Origin of the sequence: Pseudomonas oryzicola (genome assembly GCF_014269185.2) — a bacterium.
GTDB lineage: Bacteria > Pseudomonadota > Gammaproteobacteria > Pseudomonadales > Pseudomonadaceae > Aquipseudomonas > Aquipseudomonas oryzicola.
Window position 1 is genome coordinate 147,443 of sequence record NZ_JABWRZ020000001.1, and the last position, 24,940, is coordinate 172,382.

Consider the following 24,940-nt stretch of genomic DNA (forward strand, 5'->3'; position numbering starts at 1 on the left):
CATCCGCATCCCCAGATACAGGTGAATTTCGTGAGCCAGCCTACGCCAGCCGTGCGTACCTTCCAAGACCTGATCCTCGCCCTGCAGAACTACTGGGCCGAGCAAGGTTGTGTGGTGCTTCAGCCCTACGATATGGAAGTAGGCGCCGGCACATTCCACACCGCCACATTCCTGCGCGCCGTGGGTCCAGAAACCTGGAACGCTGCATATGTGCAGCCTAGCCGTCGCCCTGCCGACGGGCGGTATGGCGAAAACCCCAACCGTCTGCAGCACTACTACCAGTTCCAGGTAGTACTGAAGCCGAACCCGGCCAACTTCCAGGAGCTGTACCTCGGCTCGCTGAAAGCCATTGGCCTGGACCCGCTGGTGCACGACATTCGCTTCGTCGAAGACAACTGGGAATCGCCGACCCTGGGCGCCTGGGGCCTGGGCTGGGAAATCTGGCTCAATGGCATGGAAGTCACCCAGTTCACCTACTTCCAGCAGGTGGGCGGCATCGAGTGCTATCCGGTCACCGGTGAAATCACCTACGGCCTGGAACGCCTGGCCATGTACATCCAGGGCGTCGACTCGGTGTACGACCTGGTGTGGGCCGACGGCCCGTTCGGCAAGGTCACCTATGGCGATGTGTTCCACCAGAACGAAGTGGAGCAGTCGACCTACAACTTCGAACACGCCAATGTCGAAAAGCTGTTCGAGCTGTTCGATTTCTACGAAAGCGAAGCCAACCGCCTGATCAAGCTGGAGCTGCCGCTGCCGACCTATGAAATGGTCCTGAAGGCCTCGCACACCTTCAACCTGCTGGACGCCCGCCGCGCCATCTCGGTAACCGAGCGCCAGCGCTATATCCTGCGTGTACGTACCCTGGCCCGGGACGTGGCGCAAAGCTATCTGCAAGCCCGTGCACGCCTGGGCTTCCCGATGGCTACCCCCGAACTGCGTGACGAAGTGTTGGCTAAGCTGGAGGCTGCACAATGAGTGCTCAAGATTTCCTGGTTGAACTGGGCACCGAAGAGCTGCCACCGAAGGCCCTCGCCAGCCTCGGCGAAGCCTTCCTGGCCGGCATCGAGAAAGGCCTGCAGGCCGCCGGCCTGAACTACACCGGCAAGCAGGTCTATGCTGCGCCGCGTCGCCTGGCCGTGCTGATCCGTCAGCTGGACGTGCAGCAGCCTGACCGCAGCATCAACATCGACGGCCCACCCCTGCAGGCAGCGTTCAATGCCGAAGGCGAGCCGACCCAGGCGGCCTTGGGCTTTGCCAAGAAGTGCGGTGTGGAACTGGCCGAAATCGACCAGAGCGGCCCCAAGCTGCGCTTCTCCCAGCACATTCCAGGCAAGGCCACTGCCGGCCTGCTGCCGACCATCGTCGAAGATTCGCTGAACGACCTGCCGATTCCCAAGCGCATGCGCTGGGCGGCCAGCCGTGAAGAGTTCGTGCGCCCGACCCAGTGGCTGGTCATGCTGCTGGGCGACCAGGTGGTCGACTGCACCATCCTGTCGCAGAAGGCTGGCCGCGAATCCCGTGGCCACCGCTTCCACCACCCGGAAAATGTGCTCATCACCACCCCGGCCAACTACGTCGAAGACCTGCGCAAAGCCTACGTGCTGGCCGACTTCGCCGAGCGTCGCGAGCTGATCAGCAAGCGTACCGCCGAGCTGGCCATGCAGCAGGAAGGTACCGCCATCGTGCCACCGGCGCTGCTGGACGAAGTGACCGCCCTGGTGGAGTGGCCAGTACCGCTGGTGTGCTCGTTCGAGGAGCGTTTCCTCGAAGTGCCGCAAGAAGCCCTGATCACCACCATGCAGGACAACCAGAAGTACTTCTGCCTGCTGGACAGCGAAGGCAAGCTGCTGCCGCGCTTCATCACCGTGGCCAACGTCGAGAGCCGTGATCCGAAGCAGATCGTGCAGGGTAACGAGAAAGTCGTGCGCCCACGCCTGACCGACGCCGAGTTCTTCTTCAAGCAGGACAAGAAGCAGCCGCTGGAAACCTTCAATGAGCGTCTGAAGAACGTGGTCTTCCAGGCTCAGCTGGGTACCGTGTACGACAAGGCCGAGCGCGTTTCCAGGCTGGCCGCCTTCATCGCCCCGCTGATCGGCGGCGACGCCCAGCGCGCCGGCCGCGCCGGCCTGCTGTCGAAGTGCGACCTGGCCACCGAGATGGTCGGCGAATTCCCTGAGATGCAGGGTGTCGCCGGTTACTACTACGCGCTCAACGACGGTGAGCCGGAAGACGTCGCCCTGGCCCTGAACGAGCAGTACATGCCGCGCGGTGCTGGCGCGGAGCTGCCGCAGACCCTCACCGGTGCTGCCGTAGCCATCGCCGACAAGCTCGATACCCTGGTTGGTATCTTCGGTATCGGCATGCTGCCCACCGGCAGCAAGGACCCGTATGCCCTGCGTCGGGCCGCCCTGGGCGTGCTGCGCATCCTGATCGAAAAGCAGCTGGACCTGGACCTGACCGCAGCGGTCGACTTCGCGGTCAAGCAGTACGGCGCCAAGGTGAAGGCCGCCGGCCTGGCCGAACAGGTACTGGAGTTCATCTTCGACCGCCTGCGTGCCCGCTACGAAGACGAAGGCATCGACGTTGCCACCTACCTGTCGGTACGAGCCCTGCAGCCACGCTCGGCGCTTGACTTCGACCAGCGCGTGCAGGCCGTGCAGGCGTTCCGCAAGCTGCCGGAGGCCGAGGCTCTGGCTGCAGTGAACAAGCGCGTTTCCAACCTGCTGAGCAAGGCCGAAGGCGCCATCGCCGACCAGGTCGAGCCGAAGTACTTCGACAACGCCAACGAGTTCTCCCTGTACTCGGCCATCCAGCAGGCCGACCAGGCGGTGCAACCGATGGCTGCTGCACGCCAGTACAGCGAATCGCTGGCTCGCCTGGCAGCCCTGCGTGATCCGGTCGACGCCTTCTTCGAGGCGGTGATGGTCAACGCCGAGGACGCCAAGGTACGCGCCAACCGTTATGCCCTGCTCAGCCGTCTGCGCGGCCTGTTCCTGGGTGTAGCCGACATTTCGCTGCTGGGGTAAGCCTTGAAACTGCTGATTCTCGACCGTGACGGGGTGATCAACTACGACTCCGACGCCTATATCAAGACGCTGGAAGAATGGGTCCCGATCCCTGGCTCGGTCGCAGCGATCGCGCAGTTGAGCAAGGCGGGCTGGACGGTGGCTGTCGCCACCAACCAGTCCGGCATTGCTCGTGGCTACTACCCCCTGGCCACCCTGGAAGCCATGCACGCGCGGCTGCGCGCGCTGGTGGCGGAGCAGGGCGGCGAGGTGGGGCATATCGTGTATTGCCCGCATGGGCCCGACGAAGGCTGCGATTGCCGCAAGCCCAAGCCTGGCATGCTGCGGGCTATCGCCGAGCATTACCGGGTCGGCCTCGAAGGCGTCTGGTTCGTCGGCGACAGCAAGGGTGACCTGGAAGCCGCCTTGGCCGTCGGTGCACAACCGGTGTTGGTAAAAACCGGCAAGGGCGAGCGTACCCTGGAAAAAGGCGTTCCGGAAACTACACTGATTTTCGACGATCTGGCAGCTATCGCCAGAGAACTAATTTAAACAGTGCGCCTACGGGCGCATTTTTCTCAGGCGGGCATGCCCCGCAATGGTACAAGCCACTATGTCGATCCTGCAGGCGATCAGAATCTTTCTTTTTTACCTGCTGCTGGGCACCAGTTCATTGCTGTGGTGCTCGCTGAGCTTCTTCGTCGCGCCGTTCCTGTCCTTCCCCAAGCGCTACACGTTCATCAATGTGTACTGGTGCCGCTGCGCCTTGTTCCTGGTGCGTACCATCCTGGGCATCGATTACAAGATCACCGGTGCCGAAAACGTGCCGACTGAGCCTTGCGTGATCCTGTCCAACCACCAGAGCACCTGGGAAACATTCTTCCTGTCCCAGTACTTCTCGCCGTTGAGCCAGGTGCTCAAGCGCGAGTTGCTGTACGTGCCGTTCTTCGGTTGGGCGATGGCCATGCTGCGGCCGATCGCGATCAATCGCGACAATCCCAAGGAAGCCCTGCGCCAGGTAGCGAGCAAAGGTGATGAACTGCTCAAGCAGAAAGTGTGGGTGCTGATCTTCCCGGAAGGCACCCGGGTACCATTCGGCACCATCGGCAAGTTCTCCCGTGGCGGTACTGCCTTGGCAGTAAATGCCGGGCTGCCGGTGCTGCCGATCGCGCACAACGCTGGCAAATTCTGGCCAAAGACCGGTTGGGGCAAACGCGCAGGTACCATCGAGGTGGTCATTGGCGAACCGATGTACGCCAATGGCACCGGGCCACGTGCCATCGCCGAGCTCAATGACCGCGCCGCAGCATGGAATGAGGCGACCCAGCGGGCTATGGGTTCGCTGCCGCCAGAAGCGGAAAAACCTCAAGAGCAACTTGCCTGAGCGCCTGTGGATAACTTGTGAGCATTTTTTGGATCAAGTACTCGGATTTGAAGCTAACTCTTTGAATTAGCTGGTTATTTCTGTGTATGACATTTTTCTGAAAATCGTGCATAAGTTTTTTGGGGCATAAAAAACCGGCTTTTACAGCCGGTTTTTTTTGGGTGAATGATATGTGTGGCAGCGGTCAGGCGATTTTGTGCAGGCCACGCAAACCGTCAGACCTTGTCGATATCCACATCCTTGGTTTCTTTAAGGCAGAAGATCCCCACCACCAGGCTGACCCCGGTCACCAGCACCGGGTACCACAGCCCGTAGAAGATATCTCCGGTATACACCACCAGCGCGAACGATACCGTCGGCAGGAAGCCCCCGAACCAGCCATTACCGATGTGGTACGGCAGCGACATCGAGGTGTAGCGGATGCGGGTCGGGAACAGTTCGACCATAACCGCCGCCAGCGGGCCATAGGTCATGGTTGCGATCAGGATCATTGCCACGATCAGCAACACCACCATAACCTGGTTGACCTGCGACGGGTCAGCCTTGGCCGGGTAGCCAGCCTGCTCCACTGCAGCGCGCATGGCTGCTTCGTCAAAGCCGCTGATGCTCTTGTCACCGATGTTCACCACCACCTCGCTGCCGGCTACATCCACCGAGCTGTATGGCAGGCCCTGCTTGACCAGGAAGGTCTTGACCTTGTCACACGGACTGTCGAAACGCGCCTTGCCCACCGGGTCGAACTGGAAGGTGCAGCCTTGCGGATCGGCAGTGACCACGATCGGTGCCTGGCGGCTGGCGGCGTCGATCTGTGGGTTGGCGTAATGGCTCAGCGCCTTGAACAGCGGGAAATACAGCAAGGTGGCCAGCAGCAGGCCAAGCATCAGGATCGGCTTGCGGCCAATACGGTCCGACAACCAGCCGAAGAACACGAAGAACGGCGCCCCGATCACCACGCTGATGATCAACAGGGTATTGGCCTGGGCCGGGTCCATCTTCAGCATCTGGGTCATGAAGAACAGCACATAGAACTGCGCCGTATAGAAGGTCACAGCCTGCCCGGCGTTGATGCTGAACAAGGCGGTAAGCACTACCTTAAGGTTCGGCCAGGAGGTGAACGACTCACGGATCGGCGATTTGCTGACCTTGCCCTGGGCCTTCATTTTCACAAAGGCCGGCGACTCATGCATGCTCATGCGTATCCAGGTGGAAATGGCCAATAGCACGATCGACAACAGGAACGGCAAGCGCCAGCCCCAGGTCTCGAACTGGTCGCCACTGATGTAGCGGCTGCCCAGCACGACCACCAGCGACAGCAACAGGCCGAGCGTGGCGGTGGACTGGATGAAACCGGTATGGAAGCCGCGCTTGCCGGGCGGTGCATGTTCCGCCACGTAAGTGGCCGCTCCACCGTATTCACCGCCCAGCGCTAGACCCTGCAGCATGCGCAGAACCACGAGGATGATCGGTGCGGCAATGCCGATGCTGGCGTAGGTGGGCAACAGGCCGACGGCGAAGGTGGACAGGCCCATCAGCACGATGGTGACCAGGAAGGTGTACTTGCGCCCGATCATGTCACCCAGACGGCCGAACACCAATGCACCGAATGGCCGCACCAGGAAGCCGGCAGCAAAGGCCATCAGGGCAAAGATGAACGCAGTGGTGTCGTTCACACCAGCAAAGAACTGCTTGCTGATGACCGCGGCCAGCGCGCCATAGAGAAAAAAGTCATACCACTCGAACACCGTCCCGAGGGATGACGCGAAAATGATCTTGCGCTCTTCACGACGGCTGGAGCTGCTGGCCGCCGCACTCTGCTCTTGGATGTAATCCGACATCGTTGCTGTCCTCGGCCCTAAGGCCACAGTGATTATTGTTGTTGTTCCACTGTCGACGGCTTCTGACCGCAAGCCGCCGTTCACTTGCACGCACCCTGGTCAGGGCGTCGGTATCGCGTCTTCGTTCAGACAGGTCTGGGTAGCCGCTCCTTTGAGGATCAGTTGTGCCGCCTTTTCAGCGATCATCAGGGTGGGTGAACAGGTATTACCGGAAGTGATCTGCGGCATGATCGAGGCATCGGCGACACGCAGGCCGGGGATGCCATGCACCCGCAGCTGGTTATCCACAACGTCCATTACGCCGTTGCCCATGCGGCAGGTGCCGACCGGGTGGAAGATAGTAGTGCCGATCTTGCCGGCGGCTTCGAACAGCTCTTCCTCGCTTTGCAGGGCTGGGCCTGGCAAATATTCCCTGGGCTCGAAGGCGGCCAGGGCAGGGGCCTGGACGATACGCCGGGTAAGCCGAATGGCATCGGCAGCGACGCGCAGGTCCTCGGCGGCGCTGAGGTAGTTGGGGTCGATCAGCGGCGTGCTGCTCATGTCGGCGCTGCGGATATCGATACGCCCACGGCTGGCCGGACGCAGGTTGCACACCGATGCGGTAAAGGCCGGAAACGCATGCAATGGTTCGCCGAAGCGCTCCAGTGACAGCGGCTGCACGTGATACTGCAGGTTGGCGCTGGGCTGCTCCGGGTCAGAGCGCACGAAAGCGCCCAGCTGGCTCGGGGCCATGGCCAGGGGGCCGCTGCGGTCGTAGAGATAGCGCAGGCCCATGCCCAGCTTGCCTAACAGGCTGTTGGCCATCTGGTTCAGGGTGCGGGTATTACGGACCTGGTAGATCAGACGCAGTTGCAGGTGGTCCTGCAGGTTGCCACCCACACCTGGCATGTCGTGACGCACGCCAATACCCAGGCGTTCCAGCAACGGGCGTGGACCGATGCCGGAGCGCTGCAGAATGCCAGGTGACCCGACCGCTCCCGCGCACAGCACAATCTCGCGACGGGCCGCAAACTCGTGCCAGGCGCCTTGCCACAGCGCTTTCACTGCCCGCGCACGGGTGTTATTGAGGAGCACCTGGTCAACCTGGACGCCGGTCAGCACGGTAAGGTTGGGACGGTTCCTGATCGGCCGCAGGAAAGCCTTGGAGGCGTTCCAGCGCACACCGCTGCGCTGGTTGACCTGAAAGTATCCGCAGCCTTGGTTGTCGCCGGTGTTGAAGTCATCGACCTTGCCGATGCCACTCTGCTCGGCAGCATCGCGAAAGGCATCGAGGATCGGCCAGCTGTAGCGCTGGCGCTCGACCCGCCATTCGCCCTCACCGCCATGGTGCTCGCTGGCACCGGCGAAGTGGCTTTCGCTGGCCTTGAACAGCGGCAATACATCCTTCCAGGCCCAGCCGTCGTTGCCTTGCTCGGCCCAGCGGTCATAGTCTGCCGCCTGGCCGCGCATGTAGATCATGCCGTTGATCGAGGAACAGCCACCCAGCACCTTGCCTCGCGGGTAACCCAACGCACGGCCGCCCAGGCCGGACTGCGCCTCGGTCCTGAAGCACCAGTCGGTGCGCGGGTTGCCAATGCAGTAGAGGTAACCGACGGGGATGTGAATCCATGGATAGTTGTCGCGGCCACCGGCTTCCAGCAGCAGGACGCGGCAGGAGGGGTCGGCGGATAAACGATTGGCCAGCAGGCATCCGGCGGGGCCGGCACCCACAACCACATAGTCGAAGACAGAATCGGCTGATGGCATGTGTAACCTCGCGCCTGTTTTTTATTCTTGTCCCGAACCATCTTAGTGAGTAATTTCGTGGAGGAAACACGAAATTTCGCGCAGCTGCTGTGCGTTTTGGCACAGCGACCATCACTGCAACGGTGCGCTACTAGAAAAGTTCGCGCCTGGAGCATAGGGACTAGCATGTTCGACTGGAACGATCTGCGGTTTTTCCTCGAGTTGCAGCGTAGTGGCCGCCTGCTTACCGCCGCCAAGCGCCTCAACACCACCCATAGCACCGTGGCCCGGCATATCGAGAACATCGAGCAGAGCCTGGGCACTGCGTTATTCGTGCAGCATGCCCAAGGCTACGAGCTGACCCCCTCGGGCCAGGCCCTGCTCAAACACGCCGAAGCCATGGAAAATGTCGCCCTGCTGGCGCAGGAAGAAATCACCCAGGCCATCACCCCGCTGGGCAAAATTCGCCTTGGGGTCACCGAAGGCATCGGCATCATGTTCTTCACCCCGCGCATGAATGCGCTGTTCGAACGCTACCCAGGCCTGGAAGTGGAGTTGGTGGCAGTGCCGCGCTTCGTCAGCATTCTCAACCGCGAGGCAGAGATCAGCATCCACCTGGAACGCCCCAACGCCGATTTGCTGATCACGCGCAAACTCACCGACTATCGCCTGGCCCTGTACGCCAGCAAGGCTTATCTGGACCGGGCGCCAGCGCTACGCAACCGCGAAGACCTGGCCCGGCACAGCTGGATCGGCTACGTCGACGATTTGCTGTTCAGCCAGGAGCTGTTGTTTCTCAACAGCTTCTGCCGCACACCCAACGTGGTATTTCGCAGCACCAGCGTGATCGCTCAGCAGGCCGCCGCCCGCGCCGGGCTGGGTATTGCCGTGCTGCCCAACTACATGGCCCGCTGCGATCCGACACTGGTGCGGGTGCTGCCTGGCGAGACTATCCAGCGCAGCTACTGGATATGCACCCGTCGCGAGCTGCACAAGTCGGTGCGCCTACGGGTCGTGTGGGACTACCTGCTGGCGCTGTGCGCGGCTGAACAGAGCGAACTGCTAGCCCAGTAGCGCCTTGCCGGCAAGCAGTGCCGCCGCCACCCACCCCGCCATAGCGAACATCTGCTGCAAACGCGGCCCGGCCAGCCTGGCCGCCAAAGGCCGCGCCAGCAGCAAGCCGAGCACCGCGCCAACGGCAAACGGCGCACCGACCTGCCAGTGCATGACCCCGGCGAGGCTGGCACTGACCACACTGCCGGTAGACACCAGGGCAATCACCGCCAATGAGGTAGAGACGATGCTGGCCATGCGCAGATTGGTATAGCGGTTCAGCGCCGGAATGATGACAAAGCCACCGCCCACACCAAGCAGCCCGGATAGCAGGCCGGATAATGCCCCCGTGAACGCCAGGGCACGCGCGCAGGGCAGCGTCCAGCGCAAACGGCCCTGCAGCGGGTTGAGTACGCAGGGTTCGATGTAGCGATGCGCGTCATTGGCTTCGCCGCGCAATTCCATGGCCGCCTTGCGCCAGATGCGCAGACACGCGTACACCAGTACCCCGGCAAATACCAGCTGCAAGGGTGAATTGGGCACGCGGTGCGCAAGCATCAGCCCGAACGGTGCTGCGGCCACACCCACCAAGGCGATGAACAACGCCGCCCGGTAGCGCACCAGGCCCTGGCGCAAGCCCAGCACGGCCCCCACTGCCGCCGCCAGGCCAACGGCCAGCAGGCCGACCGGTGCCGCCTCGACCATCGACAGCCCCAGGCCGAACACCAGTAATGGCACTGCCAGAATGCCACCGCCTGCACCGGTTAGCGCCAGCACCGCGCCAATGATTGCCCCCAGGCCTGCGCCCAACAGTTGATGCTCGATCACTGGCCACCCTCGGCTACCAGCGGCTGCGGCCGCGCCAGCCACTCGCGCCCCTTGAGCATGCCTTTCCAGTACAAGGGTGGCAGCACTTGCGCCTTGAGCAACCAGGCCAGGCGCGTCGGCTTGCGGCCATCCAGCAACCAGCTGGGGAAGCTCGGCGCCAGCTTGCCGCCATAGGTGAACTCCGCCAGCACAATCTTGCCGCGTTCAACGGTAAGCGGGCAGGAGCCATACCCGTCGTACTGGGCCAGGTTCGGTAGCCTGCCCAGTGCCACCAGCACGTTGTTCGCCACTACCGGGGCCTGCTTGCGAGCAGCCGCAGCGGTCTTGGCATTGCTGGTATTGACCACGTCACCCAGGGCATGAACATTGGCGAACTGGCGATGGCGTAGCGTGTGCGGGTCGACATCCACCCAACCGGCACCGTCGGCCAATGGGCTTTCGCGAATGAAATCCGGCGCCACTTGTGGCGGCACCACATGCAGCATGTCGAAAGCCTCGCTGCGGGTTTCACTGCTGCCATCAGCCAAGGTCCGCACAAAGGTGGCGCGCTTGCTGGAGCCGTCCACGGCAACCAGGCGCTGGGCAAAGTTGAGGTCAACCGAATACTTCTCGATGTACTTCATCAGCGCGGGTACGTAGTCCGGCACACCGAACAACACCGCACCGGCATTGAAGAAGCTGGCTTTCACGGCGCCCAGCCGGCCATGGCGCAGCCAGTGGTCGCAAGACAGGTAAAGGGCCTTCTGCGGAGCGCCGGCGCATTTGATCGGCATGGGCGGCTGACAGAACAGGGCGCGGCCTTGCTTGAGCTGCCGCACCAGCTCCCAGGTATAGGGCGCCAGGTCATAGCGATAGTTGGAGGTGACGCCATTGCGCCCCAAGGTCTCGCTGAGCCCCTCGATAGCAGCCCAGTCCAGCTTCAGCCCTGGGCAAACCACCAGCTGTCGGTAACCGATGGCGCGGCCATCGTCGAGGATGACCTGCTGGCCCTGCGGGTCGAACCTTTGCACCTGGGCCTTTATCCAGCGCACACCGCGTGGAATGGTCGATGCCATGGTGCGGGCCGTGCTCGGTGCGTTGAACACGCCGGCACCAACCATGGTCCAGCCGGGCTGGTAATAATGCACCTCGGCGGGGTCGATCAACGCCACGTCCAGCGACGGGTCACGGCTGATCAGGCTGGAGGCAGTGGCGATGCCGGCGGCACCGGCACCGACGATAACCACTGTGTGGTGGTCGGTATTGGTAGGGGACAACAAGGCAGGCATGGCGGTAAATCCTGGAAATCTGGTTATGGAGCAGGGCGGTCACAGCTTGTTCAGCGGAATCTTCAGGTAGCTGACACCGTTCTCTTCCGGCGCGGGGAACTGGCCACTGCGCATGTTCACCTGCACCGACGGCAGGATCAGTACAGGCATATCAAGGGTCTTGTCGCGCGCTTCGCGCATGGCGACAAAGCTGTCCTCGTCGATGCCCTGATGGATGTGGATATTGCTGGCGCGTTGCTCGGCCACTGTGGTGACGTATTGCATGTCGCGGCCACCGGGCAGGTAGTCATGGCACATGAACAGCAGAGTCTGATCGGGGAAGGCCAGCAGGCGGCGAATCGAGCGATACAGGGTGCGGGCATCGGCCCCAGGGAAGTCACAACGAGCGGTGCCATAGTCGGGCATGAACAGCGTATCGCCAACGAATACGGCGGTCTCGCCTGCGTCCTCGATCATGAAGCTCATGCACGCAGGGGTGTGCCCCGGGGTGTGCAAGGCGCGGGCATGCAGGTTGCCTATGCGAAACCCTTCTTCGTCCTCGAACAACACATCGAACTGGCTGCCATCGCGAGCAAAGCCAGGCTCGGCGTTGAACAACGCACCAAACACTTTCTGCACCTGGGTGATGTGTGCGCCGATGGCCGTGTGACCACCCAGCTTTTCCTTCAGATAAGCCGCTGCCGATAGATGGTCGGCGTGCACATGGGTTTCCAGTATCCATTGCACGCTGGCTTCAAGCTCGGCCACGCGCTGGACCAGGCGGTCTGCCGAAACCGTGCAGGAGCGTCCGGACTTCGGGTCGTAATCGAGCACACTGTCGATCAATGCGCACTGGCGCGTTTCACGGTCCATGACCAGGTAGCTGATGGTCGAGGTCGCCTGGTCATAGAAGGCGTCCACGTGCAGGTTGTTGCCGATGATCATCACGTTTCTCCAAATTTTCCGCCCAGCCTTGTACAGGCGTAGGCAGTGACAGGAGCTTTATCAAGATACATGCCAGGCATTTTCCTGTTCGCGGGCCCATGAAAAACGGCAGGTTGCTGACAACTGTTGTTGTACTGGCAGCGCAAATTGGCAGTCGACTGTCAGCCAATGGCAGTGTTTGGCAGTCCTTGCTACCCTGCGTCGGTAACTCTACCGGTGTCCCCATGCCTGAAGCCCATCCTCTCATCCTAGCCCTGGTTTCCTACCTCGAGCACGATGCCCTGCCAACCATCGTGCTGGACACCGACTACAACATCCTCGCTGCGAATGCCGCCTATCGCCGCCAGTTCGGCTACCACGACCAGGCACCGTTGGGTAAAAAGTGCCACAAGGTCTCGCATCACTATGCCGTGCCTTGTGATCAGGCAGGTGAGCATTGCCCGATGCGCAAGGCGTGGCACAGCAAGGTTCCAGAGCGGGTCTTGCATATTCATCACACGCCACGTGGCCCCGAACATGTGGATGTCGAGTTGCGTCCGATCCTGGATGAACAGGGCAGGGTGGTAGCCTTCGTCGAGCGCCTGGCCAGCATCACCCTGGCGTCGGCGCAGCCTCAGGAACAAGGGCTGGTAGGTCGCGCCCCTGCATTCAAGGCTGCCCTGTCCAGCCTGCAACGTGCAGCGCCAGCGCAGATTCCGGTATTGCTGCAAGGTGAGTCGGGTACCGGCAAGGAATTGTTCGCCCGCGCGGTGCACATGGGCAGCCCCAGGGCCAACGGCCCGTTGGTAGTCGTCGACTGTACCGGCCTGACTGAGTCATTGTTCGAGAGCGAGTTGTTCGGCTACGAGAAGGGCGCATTCACGGGCGCCAACCAGCGCAAGATCGGCCTAGCTGAAGCGGCGCATGGCGGAACCCTGTTCCTCGATGAAATTGGCGAAGTGCCGCTGGCAATGCAGGTGAAGCTGCTACGCCTGATCGAGTCTGGCAGTTTTCGTCCGGTCGGCAGCCTGCGCACGGTGCATTCGGATTTCCGCCTGGTGTCGGCTACTCACAAACCGCTCAGGAAGATGGTTGCAGATGGCAGCTTCCGCGAAGACCTGTACTACCGCATCAGCGGCTTTCCGATCCGCCTGCCCGCATTACGCGAGCGGGTAGAAGATCTGCCTCTGCTCGCGCAGAGTCTGCTTCAACGCATGGCTGGCAAGCCGACACCCAGGCTGAGTGAGGATGCCGTACAGCAGCTTCGTCTGCATCCGTTCCCGGGCAATATCCGCGAGCTGCGCAATATCCTCGAACGGGCGCGGTTGTTTGCCGATGACGGGCTGATTCGGCCGGAGCATTTGCCGGAGGATATCGGGCCGGCTGCAGCGGTCTCCGGCGGCGGGCGGCGCAATCATCTGGGTGAGCTGGCGCAGGCGCTGGAACAGTTCAAGGGCTCGCGCAGTGAACTGGCTCGTCACTTGGGCTTGAGCGAGCGCACGCTATACCGCCGCTTGAAGGAGCTCGGCCTGAATTGACGCTTTGCTGGTAGCGCCATCCGTCAGGTCGGCCACACGACCATCCACCTCCAGGCCTTCCGCAGCAGCTCGGCCACCGCTGGCCAAGGCAACGAGCAATGGCAATACCTGTACCTTTGTCACTGCCGGAACCGCTGATCAAAGCTACTTGAGACGCCCACTGAGTCGACATGAAACGCTCCGGTTGAGGAAGTCATTCGCGTGAGAGTCTTTCAAGAAATCCGGATCATGCGCCCACCCGTGATCCAGGGCTGCGGAAGAGACCGGCTTGCCATAAAAATCCGGCAAAAAGAAAAGCCCGCGGTTGCGGGCTTTTCTTTTTATCTACACCTGATCAGAAATCCAGGTTCGATACCGACAGCGCGTTGCTTTCGATGAAGTCACGACGCGGCTCGACCGCGTCACCCATCAGGGTGTTGAAGATCTGGTCGGCAGCGATCGCGTCTTCGATGGTGACCTTGAGCATGCGGCGAACAGCCGGGTCCATGGTTGTTTCCCACAGTTGGTCCGGGTTCATCTCGCCCAGCCCTTTGTATCGCTGGATGGTGTGGCGCTTGGTGGTCTCGTTCATCAGCCAGTCGAGGCCTTCCTTGAACTCGACGATCGCTTTGCGGCGCTCACCACGCTGCACGTAGGCGCCTTCACCCAACAGGCTGGACAGCTTGGCACCGATGTTGACCACGGTCCGGTAGTCATTGCTGCCGAAGAAGTCGCGGTTGAAGGTGACATAGCTGGCCAAGCCGTGGGAGGTGATTTCCACCTCTGGCAGCCATACATTGCGTTCCTTGTCTTCGCGCAGGCTGGCTTTGTAGACCAGGCCAGACTTCTGGCTGTTGCTCAGACGTTCCTGGAACTGAGCCAGCCAGGCTTGCATCACCGCGTGGTCCCCCAACTGCTCCAGGGTCACCTCCGGCAAGTAGATGAAGTGCTCGGTCAGCTCTTCCGGGTACAAGCGCGACAGACGCTTGAGGGTCTTCATGACGCTACGGAATTCGTTGACCAACGCTTCCAGCTGCACACCGGACACCGCTGGCGCCGACTCGTCCAGGTGAAGGCTGGCATCTTCCAGGGCCGACTGGGTCATGTACTCTTCCATGGCCTCGTCGTCCTTGATGTACTGCTCCTGCTTGCCCTTCTTCACTTTGTACAGCGGCGGCTGGGCAATGTAGATGTAGCCACGCTCGACCAGCTCCGGCAACTGACGGAAGAAGAAGGTCAGCAGCAGGGTACGAATGTGCGAACCGTCGACGTCAGCATCGGTCATGATGATGATGTTGTGATAGCGCAGCTTGTCGATGTTGTACTCTTCGCGGCCGATACCACAGCCCAGCGCAGTGATCAGCGTGCCGACTTCCTGAGACGAGATCATCTTGTCGAAGCGTGCTTTCTCGACGTTGAGGATCTTGCCCTTCAAAGGCAGGATTGCCTGGGTACGACGGTTGCGGCCTTGCTTGGCCGAGCCACCTGCAGAGTCACCCTCCACCAGGTACAGTTCGGAAAGGGCAGGGTCCTTCTCCTGGCAGTCCGCCAGTTTGCCCGGCAAGCCAGCAATATCCAGCGCACCTTTGCGGCGAGTCATTTCGCGAGCCTTACGGGCGGCTTCGCGGGCACGCGCCGCGTCGATCATTTTGCCAACGACGGCTTTGGCCTCGTTCGGATTTTCCAGCAGGAAATCGGCGAAGTACTTGTTCATCTCCTGTTCCACGGCGGTCTTAACCTCCGAGGAAACCAGCTTGTCCTTGGTCTGCGAGCTGAACTTCGGGTCCGGTACCTTCACCGAGATGATCGCGGTCAGGCCCTCACGGGCGTCATCGCCAGTGGTTGCCACCTTGTTCTTCTTGGCCAGGCCTTCCTGCTCGATGTAGCTGTTAAGGCTGCGGGTCAGAGAGGAACGGAAGCCCACCAGGTGCGTACCGCCGTCACGTTGCGGAATGTTGTTGGTGAAGCACAGCAGGTTTTCGTTGAAGCTGTCATTCCACTGCAGGGCAACTTCCACGCCTACGCCATCGTCGCGCTGGACATTGAAGTGGAACACCTGGGAGTTCACCGGGGTCTTGTTGGTGTTCAGGTACTCGACGAATGCACGTAAGCCACCTTCGTACTTGAAAAACTCTTCCTTGCCGCTGCGCTCATCTTTCAGCAGGATGCCAACGCCCGAGTTGAGGAACGACAACTCACGGATACGCTTGGCCAGGATGTCCCAGCTGAAGTGAATGTTCTTGAAGGTTTCGGCCGAAGGCTTGAAGTGGATGTGGGTACCCGTGGTTTCGCTGTCACCAACTACCGCCATCGGTGCCTGGGGAACCCCGTGGACGTAGGTCTGCTCCCAGATCTTGCCGCTACGGCGTACGGTCAGTACCAGTTTCTCGGACAGGGCGTTCACCACGGAAACACCTACACCGTGTAGACCGCCGGATACCTTGTAGGAGTTGTCGTCGAACTTACCGCCGGCGTGCAGTACGGTCATGATGACTTCAGCTGCGGAAACGCCTTCTTCTTTATGCACGTCGACCGGAATGCCGCGACCGTTGTCGCGCACACTGATGGATTCGTCCGGGTGGATGATGACGGTGATGTCGTCGCAGTGACCGGCGAGGGCTTCGTCGATGGAGTTGTCGACCACCTCGAAGACCATGTGGTGCAGGCCGCTACCATCATCGGTGTCGCCAATGTACATGCCGGGACGCTTGCGTACGGCATCCAAACCTTTCAGCACCTTGATGCTGGAGGAGTCGTACGTTTGATTTTCGCTCATGCCTTCACTCCCGATGGTCGTGGGTCTGGGTGATACGGCCTTGTTCCACGTGGAACAAAGCAACTGGCGTTTCCGTCTGCCAGTCTTCCCTCAGTAATTCATGATCTACACAGGTGATGAACACCTGGCAGCGTAATTCTTCAAGCAAGCGGCACAGCGCGCGGCGATGCTGGTCATCCAGTTCCGACGGCAAGTCATCCACGAGATAAATACAGTGACCGCGGCGAGCCTGACTAACGAGGTGGCCTTGGGCAATGCGCAAAGCGCATACCACCAGCTTTTGCTGACCACGCGACAGAATGTCGGCTGCGTTGTTGGCAGCCAGACGAAGACGCAGATCAGCGCGCTGCGGACCGGCCTGGGTGTGGCCCATCTGCTGATCTCGAAGAAGAGACGAGGCGAGCACTTCTTGCAGTTCCCGGTCCTTATCCCAGCCTCGGTAGTAGCTCAGGGTCAACCCGTCCAGCTCGACCAGTTCGCTCAGGGTTCGCTCGAAGACGGGCTTCAAGGCCTTGATGTAGTTGCGACGGTATTCATCTATTTCCGCGCTGGCCAGGCACAATTCCCGGTCCCAGGCGGCTTGCGAAGCTGGGTCAAGTGTACCATGACGCAACCATGAGTTCCGCTGCCGCAGCGCCTTCTGCAGCCGCTGCCACGCTGGCAGGAAGCGAGGTTCCACGTGGAACACTCCCCAATCCAGGAACTGGCGGCGAATTTTCGGCGCACCTTCCAGCAAGCGGAAGCTGTCCGGGTTAATGAGCTGAAGCGGTAGCAATTCAGCCAGCTGTGCTGCGCTACGTGCGTTTTGCCCATCGATACGAATAGTGAACTCCCCTTGCCGCTCGCGGGACACGCCCAAGTTGCTGCAGCCACCCTCGGCCAACTGCACTTCGCCAAATACGGTACATACAGGCTGTTCGTATTGAATGACCGGGTTCAAGCGGGTGCTGCGGAAAGAGCGCGCAAGCCCGAGTAGGTACACAGCTTCGAGCACGCTGGTCTTGCCGCTGCCGTTGGCGCCGTAGAGGATGTTGATGCGGGGAGAGGGTAAGAGTGTCACCGGGTGCAAGTTGCGCACCGCGGTGACCATGATACGTCGAAGGGACATTTCGCCTGCTACGGGTTACAGGCGCATCGGCATGACAACGTAGGAAGAATCGTCGTTACCTGCTTCCTGCAGCAGCGCACTGCTGTTGGAGTCGGACAGGATGAGACGAACTTGCTCGGTAGTCATTACGCCCAGCACGTCCAGCAGGTAGCTGACGTTGAAGCCGATTTCCAGCGAGCTACCTTCGTAGTCCACGCTGATTTCTTCTTCAGCTTCTTCCTGCTCAGGGTTGTTGGCCTGGATTTTCAATTGGCCAGCTGCCAGCTGCAGGCGAATACCGCGGTACTTCTCGTTGGAAAGAATTGCAGTACGGCTAAACGCTTCGCGCAGCGCCTGGCGATCGCCGACCACAAGCTTGTCACCGCCTTTTGGCAGAACCCGCTCATAGTCCGGGAACTTGCCGTCCACCAGTTTGGAGGTGAAGGTGAATTCACCGGTGGTGGCACGGATGTGGTGCTGGCCCAGGACGATGCTGACCATACCTTCCGGGTCGGTGAGCAGGCGCGCCAGCTCGAGGATACCTTTACGCGGCACGATTACCTGATGGCGCTCGTCCTGCTCGATCGGCGCGCTCATGGAGCACAGCGCCAGGCGGTGGCCGTCGGTCGATACCGCGCGCAGGGTGTTGCGGGATACCTCCAGCAGCATGCCGTTGAGGTAGTAGCGCACATCCTGCTGAGCCATGGCGAAGCTGGTGCGTTCGATCAGGCGGCGCAGTTTGCTTTGTTCCAGGTTGCAGGTCAGCGAGCCCGGGCCTTCTTCGACGGTCGGGAAGTCGTTGGCTGGCAGGGTCGACAGGGTAAAGCGGCTGCGGCCGGCCTTGACCAACAGTTTCTGCTCGTCAACCTTGATATCGATCAGGGCGTCGTTTGGCAGGCTTTTGCAAATGTCCATCAGCTTGCGAGCTGGAACAGTGATTTCGCCAGGCTCGGCTGGCTCTTCCAGTTGCACGCGGCCTACCAGTTCGACTTCCAGGTCGGTACCGGTCAACGACAGTTGCTGGCCTTGAACGACCAGCAATACGTTGGACAGCACCGGCAAGGTCTGACGGCGCTCGACGACACCGGCGACCAGTTGCAGGGGTTTCAACAGGGCTTCGCGTTGAATGGTGAAATGCATGGTCTAGTCCCTTGCCTTCAATTAGCTGCGCAGACGGCCATCAGGTCGTCAGCGTCCGCAGCAGGTTCTTGTAGTCCTCGCGGATGTCCGCGTCGGATTCCTTCAGTTCATTGATCTTGCGACAGGCGTGCAGCACAGTCGTATGGTCGCGACCACCGAACATGTCGCCGATTTCGGGCAGACTGTGGTTGGTCAGCTCTTTGGACAATGCCATGGCTACCTGGCGCGGACGCGCGACAGAACGCGAACGCCGTTTGGACAACAGATCGGAGATCTTGATCTTGTAGTACTCGGCGACAGTACGCTGAATGTTATCCACACTGACCAGCTTGTCTTGCAGCGCCAGCAGATCCTTTAGCGACTCACGGATCAACTCGATGGTGATGTCGCGGCCCATGAAGTGCGAGTGAGCGATCACCCGTTTCAACGCGCCTTCCAGTTCACGGACGTTGGAGCGGATACGCTGGGCAATGAAGAACGCGGCGTCATGCGGCAACTCGACCTTGGCCTGGTCGGCTTTCTTCATCAGGATCGCCACGCGGGTTTCCAGCTCGGGTGGCTCGACTGCCACCGTCAGGCCCCAACCAAAGCGCGACTTCAGGCGTTCTTCCAGGCCTTCGATCTCCTTGGGGTAGCGGTCAGAGGTAAGAATGACCTGCTGACCGCCCTCGAGCAGAGCGTTGAAGGTGTGGAAAAACTCTTCCTGCGAGCGCTCCTTCCGGGCAAAGAACTGGATATCGTCGATCAGCAATGCATCCACCGAACGGTAGAAGCGCTTGAATTCGTTGATGGCATTGAGCTGCAGCGCCTTGACCATATCCGCGACGAAACGCTCCGAATGCAGGTACACGACCTTGGCGTTCGGGTTCTTTTTCAGCAGGTGGTTACCCACAGCATGCATGAGGTGGGTCTTACCCAAGCCCACGCCCCCATAAAGGAAGAGCGGGTTGTAGCCATGCTTGGGGTTGTCGGCCACCTGCCAGGCAGCAGCTCGCGCCAGCTGGTTCGACTTACCTTCGACGAACGTGTCGAAGGTAAAGGTGCGATTCAGGTAGCTGGTGTGCTTGAGCGCGCCTTCGACCTGCACGGTACGTTGTTCGGTCCGGGCGCTGGCGGCTGACTGCGCAGCCGGTTCGGCCATGGAATCGAAGCTGTCACGCAAGGACGGCTCGGCCAACTCATCGACCAGCACAGGCTCAGACGCTGCCACTGCAACCGGTTCGACCGCTGCCGGCACTGCCTTCTGGGTCTGGCTCTGTGCCTGGGTATTGGCCAGCGATGCAGCCACCGCAGCACTGACTGGCGCGTTGGGTGCAGCACGTGGTGCCGAGCTGCGCCGGCTACCGATCAACAAGGAAAGGGCAGGCGCAATGCCACTGCCGTTCTCGCCCAACAGTTCGAGCAAGCGCCCCAGGTACTTTTCATTGACCCAATCGAGAACGAAACGGTTAGGCGCATAGACGCGCAACTCGTCGCCTTCGGCTTCGACCTGTAGCGGACGGATCCAGGTGTTGAATTGCTGGGCAGGCAGTTCATCGCGCAGAAGCTCCACGCACTGCTGCCAAAGTTCCACTGACACGGATTTCCCCTGAGTTTGAAAGCCGGATGAGGCAAAAACAAACCGCCATTGTACCGGTCGGGCGCCCAGTTATCCACATGTGGACACGTTAGGAGCCATGACAAAACAGCCATTTATCGACCAAAACGGCTTTACCCGAGTGTGAATAAGCCCTGTGGATAACCAACCTTGGAGGCTATGCACAACCCTGGGTCTTGCCCTGTTGATAACTCGCCTGTGGAAAAGTTTGCATTTCATCCACAGCTTTCGACCACGAAAAAAACAAGCGCAGCACCGGTTGGAAACACAGTTGTGAAACGCTGCGTACCTTGATTTTATTGGGCTAGCTATGGTTACCCACAGAAGCTTATCCACCTAAGATCTATAAGTTCTTCAGAAAAGCTTTTTATATGTCTCTTCTTTTTTTCATGTTGTCCCCAATGTCGCTGTCCGATCAAGCGGCTTGGCGATGCCCGAGTGAGCCACCGTCCATCACACGCTCTATATGGAAAGGCTGGTTGGAAATTGACCTATGGGCTTGCTTTCTCTAGAATCGCCGGTCTCTTAAAAAGGGGGCCATCCCGGCCCGTCGTCGACAAACCAGGTAACACGCCATGAAACGTACTTTCCAACCAAGCACCATCAAGCGCGCGCGCACCCACGGCTTCCGTGCCCGTATGGCTACCAAGAACGGCCGCGCTGTTCTGTCGCGTCGTCGTGCCAAAGGCCGTAAGCGTCTGGCCATTTGATTTTTCGGCACAGGTGGTGAGTCAGGACTTCAGTCGGGAAAAGCGACTGCTTACACCCCGGCATTTCAAAGCGGTCTTCGACTCCCCAACCGGCAAGGTTCCAGGGAAAAACCTGCTGATCCTTGCTCGCGAGAACGGCCTCGATCACCCACGCCTAGGCCTGGTAATCGGAAAGAAGAGCGTCAAGCTCGCCGTTCAACGCAACCGCCTCAAGCGCTTGATGCGCGATTCCTTTCGTCTGAACCAGCATTTGCTTGCCGGGCTGGACATCGTGATCGTCGCGCGCAAGGGATTGGGTGAGATAGAAAACCCGGAATTGCACCAACACTTTGGCAAACTCTGGAAACGCCTGGCGCGCAGCCGGCCCGCTCCAGCAGTTACCGCCGATTCCGCAGGGGTAGACAGCCAAGATGCGTAAACTGGCCCTCGTTCCGATCCAGTTTTACCGTTACGCCATTAGTCCTCTGATGGCCAGTCACTGTCGTTTCTTCCCCAGTTGCTCCTGTTACGCTTATGAAGCCATTGAAAACCACGGCCTCTGGCGTGGTGGGTGGCTAGCCGTTCGTCGCCTGGGGCGTTGTCATCCGTGGAACGACGGCGGTTTCGATCCCGTTCCTCCCGCTCCTTCCTCCCGAACTTCTTCGATAGCCGAGTAATCATGGATATTAAACGCACGATCCTGATCGTCGCCCTGGCAATCGTGTCCTACGTCATGGTCCTCAAGTGGAACCAGGACTACGGCCAGGCTGCCCTGCCGACTCAGAATACTGCTGCCAGCACTGTTGCCCCGGGCCTGCCGGATGGCGTACCGGCCGGTAACGCCGGCGCCAGCGCCGATGTGCCGAGCGCCAATGCCGAAACCAGCGCTGCCGAACTGGCACCGGTCGCGGTCAGCAAGGACCTGATCCGGGTCAAGACCGATGTACTGGACCTGGCTATCGATCCGGTCGGTGGTGACATCGTCCAGCTGAACCTGCCGAAGTTCCCACGTCGCCAGGACCACCCGGAGATTCCGTTCCAGCTGTTCGATAACGGTGGCGAGCGTGTCTACCTGGCACAAAGCGGCCTGACCGGTGTCAACGGCCCGGACGCCCGCCCAACCGGCCGCCCGCTGTACGCTGCCGATCAGAAGGGTTACCAGCTGGCTGATGGCCAGGACCAACTGGTGGTCGACCTGAAGTTCAGCGACAACGGTGTCAACTACATCAAGCGCTTCAGCTTCAAGCGTGGCGAGTATGACCTGACCGTCACCTACCTGATCGACAACCAGAGTGGTCAGGCCTGGAGCGGCAACATGTTTGCCCAGCTCAAGCGTGATGCCAGCTCCGACCCGTCGTCGAGTACTGCAACCGGCACCGCGACCTACCTGGGCGCCGCCTTGTGGACAGCTTCCGAGCCTTACAAAAAGGTCTCGATGAAGGACATCGACAAAGGTAGTTTGAAAGAAAATGTGTCCGGCGGCTGGGTCGCTTGGCTGCAGCACTACTTTGTGACCGCCTGGATTCCGGCCAAGTCGGACAGCAATGTTGTCCAGACCCGCAAGGACAGCCAGGGCAACTACATCATCGGCTACACCGGCCCGGCCATCAGCGTACCTGCTGGCGGCAAGGTCGAAACCAGCGCGATGCTGTACGCCGGCCCGAAGATCCAGTCCAAGCTGAAGGAGTTGTCCCCAGGCCTGGAACTGACCGTCGACTATGGCTTCCTGTGGTTCATTGCCCAGCCGATTTTCTGGCTGCTGCAACATATCCACAGCCTGCTGGGTAACTGGGGCTGGTCGATCATCGTCCTGACCATGCTCATCAAGGGTCTGTTCTTCCCGCTCTCGGCTGCCAGCTACCGTTCGATGGCGCGCATGCGTGCCGTTGCACCGAAGCTTGCTGCGCTCAAGGAACGCTTCGGTGATGATCGCCAGAAGATGTCCCAGGCGATGATGGAGCTGTACAAGAAAGAGAAGATCAACCCGCTGGGCGGCTGCCTGCCGATCCTGGTACAGATGCCGGTGTTCCTGGCCCTGTACTGGGTACTGCTGGAAAGCGTGGAAATGCGCCAGGCCCCGTGGATGCTGTGGATTACCGACCTGTCGATCAAGGATCCGTTCTTCATCCTGCCGATCATCATGGGCGCCACCATGTTCATCCAGCAGCGCCTGAACCCGACCCCACCGGATCCGATGCAGGCCAAGGTGATGAAAATGATGCCGATCATCTTCACCTTCTTCTTCCTGTGGTTCCCGGCTGGTCTGGTGCTGTACTGGGTTGTGAACAACTGCTTGTCGATTGCACAGCAGTGGTACATCACCCGCAGCATCGAAGCAGCTACCAAAAAAGCTGCTGCTTGACAGGCTATTGCGCTAGCCTGTGAATAAAAAACGCCCCCTAGTGGGGCGTTTTTGCTATCTGTCGTTTTGTCGTAGAGGCTTTCGAGCATGAACATTGTGCGTGAGACCATCGCTGCCATCGCCACTGCCCAGGGCCGCGGCGGTGTCGGTATTGTCAGGTTGTCCGGCCCCCTGGCTGCCAAGGCCGGGCAGCTGATAACCGGCCGTACGCTGACCCCGCGGCATGCCCACTACGGCCCGTTCCGCGACGAAGAAGAGCTGGTGCTGGACGAAGGGATCGCACTGTTCTTCCCCGGGCCGAATTCGTTCACCGGTGAGGATGTGCTCGAACTGCAGGGCCATGGTGGCCCGGTGGTCCTGGACATGTTGCTGCAGCGCTGTGTACAAGTTGGTTGCCGCCTGGCCCGCCCGGGCGAATTCAGCGAGCGCGCCTTCCTCAACGACAAACTCGACCTGGCCCAGGCCGAAGCCATCGCTGACCTGATCGAAGCCAGCTCAAGCCAGGCGGCGCGCAATGCCCTGCGTTCACTGCAGGGGGAATTTTCCAGGCGTGTGCATTCCCTGACCGAAGCATTGATTGCCCTGCGCATTTACGTCGAGGCGGCGATCGACTTCCCTGAGGAGGAGATCGACTTCCTGGCTGATGGCCACGTCCTGTCGATGCTAGATGCGGTACGCCAGGAGTTGTCCACAGTGCAGCGTGAAGCCGGGCAGGGCGCCTTGTTGCGTGACGGCATGACCGTAGTCATCGCTGGGCGGCCGAACGCCGGCAAATCGAGCCTGCTGAACCAGCTGGCCGGCCGCGAAGCCGCGATCGTCACCGATATCGCCGGTACCACCCGGGACATCTTGCGTGAACATATCCACATCGACGGCATGCCGCTGCATGTTGTTGATACCGCTGGTCTGCGCGACACCGACGATCATGTGGAAAAGATCGGTGTGGAACGTGCACTGAAAGCCATTGGCGAGGCCGACCGGGTGCTGCTGGTAGTGGACTCGACGGCCCCCGAGGCCAGCGATCCTTTCGCCTTGTGGCCAGAATTTCTCGACCAGCGTCCAGACCCGGGCAAGGTCACACTGATCCGCAACAAGGCCGACTTGAGTGGTGAGCCGGTGGCACTCGAGCAGTGTGATGACGGCCATGTGACGATAACCCTTAGCGCCAAAGGGGACGACCTGGGGCTGCAACTGTTGCGTGACCACCTGAAGGCCTGCATGGGCTATGAGCAGACAGCCGAAAGTGGTTTCAGCGCTCGTCGACGCCACCTGGATGCCTTGCGTCAGGCCAGCGAGCATCTGGAGCATGGCCGTGCCCAACTGACCCTGGCCGGGGCGGGTGAGCTGTTGGCAGAAGACCTCCGCCAGGCTCAGCAGGCCCTGGGCGAGATTACCGGGGCATTCAGCTCTGACGACCTGCTGGGGCGGATCTTCTCCAGTTTCTGCATCGGCAAGTAATCCACAGCCACGCAAGGCCAAGGGCCGCTCCTTCGGGAGCGGCTTTTTTTTGCCTTGAATTTCATCGCAGCAGATACCCGTAGCCAGGCGGACGGAGTACCTATGGGAGCGGGCATGCCCGCGAAGAGCGCCCCAAAAATCCAGAATTTCTGTAGCTCTACCGACATTTGCGGGCTCGCCCGCTTTCTTCTTGTCTGTACCTGACCGTCATCTCAATGATTTTCCTGGTTTCAGGTTGAAAACCCATTCAGGAGCCCTGTGGAAAACTCGTCTTCAGCTCAGTTGATAAGCAGGCTTTTTTTCTGAGGAC

20 protein-coding genes are annotated in these 24,940 nt (G+C 60.4%); 11 read left to right on the plus strand and 9 right to left on the minus strand.

Annotated features, from left to right (window positions below; genetic code table 11):
• Nucleotides 1-30: 30 nt before the first annotated feature.
• The 4 genes from glyQ to HU760_RS00725 are packed head-to-tail and all read left to right on the plus strand — an operon-like array spanning nt 31 to nt 4,392.
• The gene (glyQ, locus tag HU760_RS00710; protein WP_023377955.1) at nt 31-978 is read left to right on the plus strand and encodes a glycine--tRNA ligase subunit alpha; all 948 of its coding nucleotides are present in this window, start codon (nt 31-33) and stop codon (nt 976-978) included.
• The gene (gene glyS, locus HU760_RS00715; protein WP_186671663.1) at nt 975-3,029 is read left to right on the plus strand and encodes a glycine--tRNA ligase subunit beta; all 2,055 of its coding nucleotides are present in this window, start codon (nt 975-977) and stop codon (nt 3,027-3,029) included. Before glyQ ends, glyS begins: the two co-directional genes overlap by 4 nt.
• Nucleotides 3,030-3,032: 3 nt before the next feature.
• Nucleotides 3,033-3,560, plus strand: a complete 528-nt coding sequence (gene gmhB / locus HU760_RS00720) for a D-glycero-beta-D-manno-heptose 1,7-bisphosphate 7-phosphatase (RefSeq protein WP_186671665.1) — start codon at nt 3,033-3,035, stop codon at nt 3,558-3,560.
• A 46-nt stretch (nt 3,561-3,606) separates the two neighbouring features.
• A complete protein-coding gene (locus HU760_RS00725; protein ID WP_186671667.1) occupies nt 3,607-4,392 on the plus strand; it encodes a lysophospholipid acyltransferase family protein in 786 nt (261 codons plus the stop codon).
• Between the two features lie 215 nt (nt 4,393-4,607).
• On the opposite strand, the gene HU760_RS00730 is transcribed toward HU760_RS00725, so the two are convergent.
• Both HU760_RS00730 and HU760_RS00735 read right to left on the minus strand, forming a co-directional pair.
• Nucleotides 4,608-6,227, minus strand: coding sequence for an MFS transporter (locus tag HU760_RS00730; RefSeq protein ID WP_186671668.1), 1,620 nt, complete (start codon nt 6,225-6,227; stop codon nt 4,608-4,610).
• A 99-nt stretch (nt 6,228-6,326) separates the two neighbouring features.
• Complete coding sequence (locus tag HU760_RS00735) at nt 6,327-7,973, minus strand: GMC family oxidoreductase (RefSeq protein ID WP_186671670.1); 1,647 nt, start codon at nt 7,971-7,973, stop codon at nt 6,327-6,329.
• A gap of 165 nt (nt 7,974-8,138) precedes the next feature.
• On the opposite strand from HU760_RS00735, the gene HU760_RS00740 reads away from it, so the two are divergent.
• Nucleotides 8,139-9,026, plus strand: a complete 888-nt coding sequence (locus HU760_RS00740; RefSeq protein ID WP_186671672.1) for a LysR family transcriptional regulator — start codon at nt 8,139-8,141, stop codon at nt 9,024-9,026.
• Here HU760_RS00740 and HU760_RS00745 read toward each other — a convergent pair.
• Genes HU760_RS00745 through HU760_RS00755 form a run of 3 tightly spaced genes read right to left on the minus strand, consistent with a single transcriptional unit; the run spans nt 9,015 to nt 12,025 of the window.
• Nucleotides 9,015-9,833 (minus strand): sulfite exporter TauE/SafE family protein, encoded by an 819-nt coding sequence (locus HU760_RS00745; RefSeq protein ID WP_186671674.1) that lies wholly within the window; start codon nt 9,831-9,833, stop codon nt 9,015-9,017. The genes HU760_RS00740 and HU760_RS00745 overlap by 12 nt on opposite strands.
• Nucleotides 9,830-11,101, minus strand: a complete 1,272-nt coding sequence (locus tag HU760_RS00750; protein WP_186671676.1) for an NAD(P)/FAD-dependent oxidoreductase — start codon at nt 11,099-11,101, stop codon at nt 9,830-9,832. Before HU760_RS00750 ends, HU760_RS00745 begins: the two co-directional genes overlap by 4 nt.
• Nucleotides 11,102-11,140: 39 nt before the next feature.
• Nucleotides 11,141-12,025 carry an MBL fold metallo-hydrolase gene (locus HU760_RS00755; protein WP_186671678.1) on the minus strand — a complete coding sequence of 295 codons (885 nt, stop codon included), beginning with the start codon at nt 12,023-12,025 and terminating at the stop codon, nt 11,141-11,143.
• A gap of 224 nt (nt 12,026-12,249) precedes the next feature.
• On the opposite strand from HU760_RS00755, the gene HU760_RS00760 reads away from it, so the two are divergent.
• The gene (locus HU760_RS00760) at nt 12,250-13,542 is read left to right on the plus strand and encodes a sigma-54 interaction domain-containing protein (RefSeq protein ID WP_186671680.1); all 1,293 of its coding nucleotides are present in this window, start codon (nt 12,250-12,252) and stop codon (nt 13,540-13,542) included.
• A 334-nt stretch (nt 13,543-13,876) separates the two neighbouring features.
• Here the strand turns inward: HU760_RS00760 and gyrB are convergent, their stop codons facing one another.
• Genes gyrB through dnaA form a run of 4 tightly spaced genes read right to left on the minus strand, consistent with a single transcriptional unit; the run spans nt 13,877 to nt 20,103 of the window.
• Nucleotides 13,877-16,297, minus strand: coding sequence for a DNA topoisomerase (ATP-hydrolyzing) subunit B (gene gyrB, locus HU760_RS00765; protein ID WP_186671682.1), 2,421 nt, complete (start codon nt 16,295-16,297; stop codon nt 13,877-13,879).
• A gap of 4 nt (nt 16,298-16,301) precedes the next feature.
• Nucleotides 16,302-17,405, minus strand: a complete 1,104-nt coding sequence (gene recF, locus HU760_RS00770; RefSeq protein ID WP_186671684.1) for a DNA replication/repair protein RecF — start codon at nt 17,403-17,405, stop codon at nt 16,302-16,304.
• Nucleotides 17,406-17,420: 15 nt separating this feature from the next.
• The gene (dnaN, locus tag HU760_RS00775) at nt 17,421-18,524 is read right to left on the minus strand and encodes a DNA polymerase III subunit beta (RefSeq protein ID WP_186671686.1); all 1,104 of its coding nucleotides are present in this window, start codon (nt 18,522-18,524) and stop codon (nt 17,421-17,423) included.
• Nucleotides 18,525-18,564: 40 nt separating this feature from the next.
• Nucleotides 18,565-20,103, minus strand: a complete 1,539-nt coding sequence (gene dnaA / locus HU760_RS00780; RefSeq protein ID WP_186671688.1) for a chromosomal replication initiator protein DnaA — start codon at nt 20,101-20,103, stop codon at nt 18,565-18,567.
• A 593-nt stretch (nt 20,104-20,696) separates the two neighbouring features.
• Here dnaA and rpmH point away from each other — a divergent pair.
• The 5 genes from rpmH to mnmE all read left to right on the plus strand — a co-directional run bounded on the left by rpmH (nt 20,697) and on the right by mnmE (nt 24,630).
• Nucleotides 20,697-20,831, plus strand: a complete 135-nt coding sequence (rpmH, locus tag HU760_RS00785; RefSeq protein WP_003253163.1) for a 50S ribosomal protein L34 — start codon at nt 20,697-20,699, stop codon at nt 20,829-20,831.
• A gap of 13 nt (nt 20,832-20,844) precedes the next feature.
• Entirely contained in the window at nt 20,845-21,249 is a 405-nt protein-coding gene (rnpA, locus tag HU760_RS00790) for a ribonuclease P protein component (RefSeq protein ID WP_170034354.1), read from the plus strand.
• A complete protein-coding gene (gene yidD / locus HU760_RS00795) occupies nt 21,242-21,487 on the plus strand; it encodes a membrane protein insertion efficiency factor YidD (RefSeq protein WP_075046823.1) in 246 nt (81 codons plus the stop codon). The genes rnpA and yidD overlap by 8 nt, the downstream gene beginning before the upstream one ends.
• 2 nt (nt 21,488-21,489) lie before the next feature.
• Nucleotides 21,490-23,172 carry a membrane protein insertase YidC gene (gene yidC, locus HU760_RS00800; protein ID WP_186671690.1) on the plus strand — a complete coding sequence of 561 codons (1,683 nt, stop codon included), beginning with the start codon at nt 21,490-21,492 and terminating at the stop codon, nt 23,170-23,172.
• A gap of 87 nt (nt 23,173-23,259) precedes the next feature.
• Nucleotides 23,260-24,630 (plus strand): tRNA uridine-5-carboxymethylaminomethyl(34) synthesis GTPase MnmE, encoded by a 1,371-nt coding sequence (mnmE, locus tag HU760_RS00805; RefSeq protein ID WP_186671692.1) that lies wholly within the window; start codon nt 23,260-23,262, stop codon nt 24,628-24,630.
• Nucleotides 24,631-24,940 lie beyond the last annotated feature (310 nt).

Bases quoted from the DNA above. Each gene is read 5' to 3' on its own strand.
- glyS (WP_186671663.1), top strand. From the start codon at position 975: ATGAGTGCTCAAGATTTCCTGGTTGAACTGGGCACCGAAGAGCTGCCA.
- HU760_RS00725 (WP_186671667.1), top strand. From the start codon at position 3,607: ATGGTACAAGCCACTATGTCGATCCTGCAGGCGATCAGAATCTTTCTT.
- HU760_RS00730 (WP_186671668.1), bottom strand. From the start codon at position 6,227: ATGTCGGATTACATCCAAGAGCAGAGTGCGGCGGCCAGCAGCTCCAGC.
- HU760_RS00735 (WP_186671670.1), bottom strand. From the start codon at position 7,973: ATGCCATCAGCCGATTCTGTCTTCGACTATGTGGTTGTGGGTGCCGGC.
- HU760_RS00740 (WP_186671672.1), top strand. From the start codon at position 8,139: ATGTTCGACTGGAACGATCTGCGGTTTTTCCTCGAGTTGCAGCGTAGT.
- HU760_RS00750 (WP_186671676.1), bottom strand. From the start codon at position 11,101: ATGCCTGCCTTGTTGTCCCCTACCAATACCGACCACCACACAGTGGTT.
- HU760_RS00755 (WP_186671678.1), bottom strand. From the start codon at position 12,025: ATGATCATCGGCAACAACCTGCACGTGGACGCCTTCTATGACCAGGCG.
- HU760_RS00760 (WP_186671680.1), top strand. From the start codon at position 12,250: ATGCCTGAAGCCCATCCTCTCATCCTAGCCCTGGTTTCCTACCTCGAG.
- gyrB (WP_186671682.1), bottom strand. From the start codon at position 16,297: ATGAGCGAAAATCAAACGTACGACTCCTCCAGCATCAAGGTGCTGAAA.
- recF (WP_186671684.1), bottom strand. From the start codon at position 17,405: ATGTCCCTTCGACGTATCATGGTCACCGCGGTGCGCAACTTGCACCCG.
- dnaN (WP_186671686.1), bottom strand. From the start codon at position 18,524: ATGCATTTCACCATTCAACGCGAAGCCCTGTTGAAACCCCTGCAACTG.
- rpmH (WP_003253163.1), top strand. From the start codon at position 20,697: ATGAAACGTACTTTCCAACCAAGCACCATCAAGCGCGCGCGCACCCAC.
- yidD (WP_075046823.1), top strand. From the start codon at position 21,242: ATGCGTAAACTGGCCCTCGTTCCGATCCAGTTTTACCGTTACGCCATT.
- yidC (WP_186671690.1), top strand. From the start codon at position 21,490: ATGGATATTAAACGCACGATCCTGATCGTCGCCCTGGCAATCGTGTCC.
- mnmE (WP_186671692.1), top strand. From the start codon at position 23,260: ATGAACATTGTGCGTGAGACCATCGCTGCCATCGCCACTGCCCAGGGC.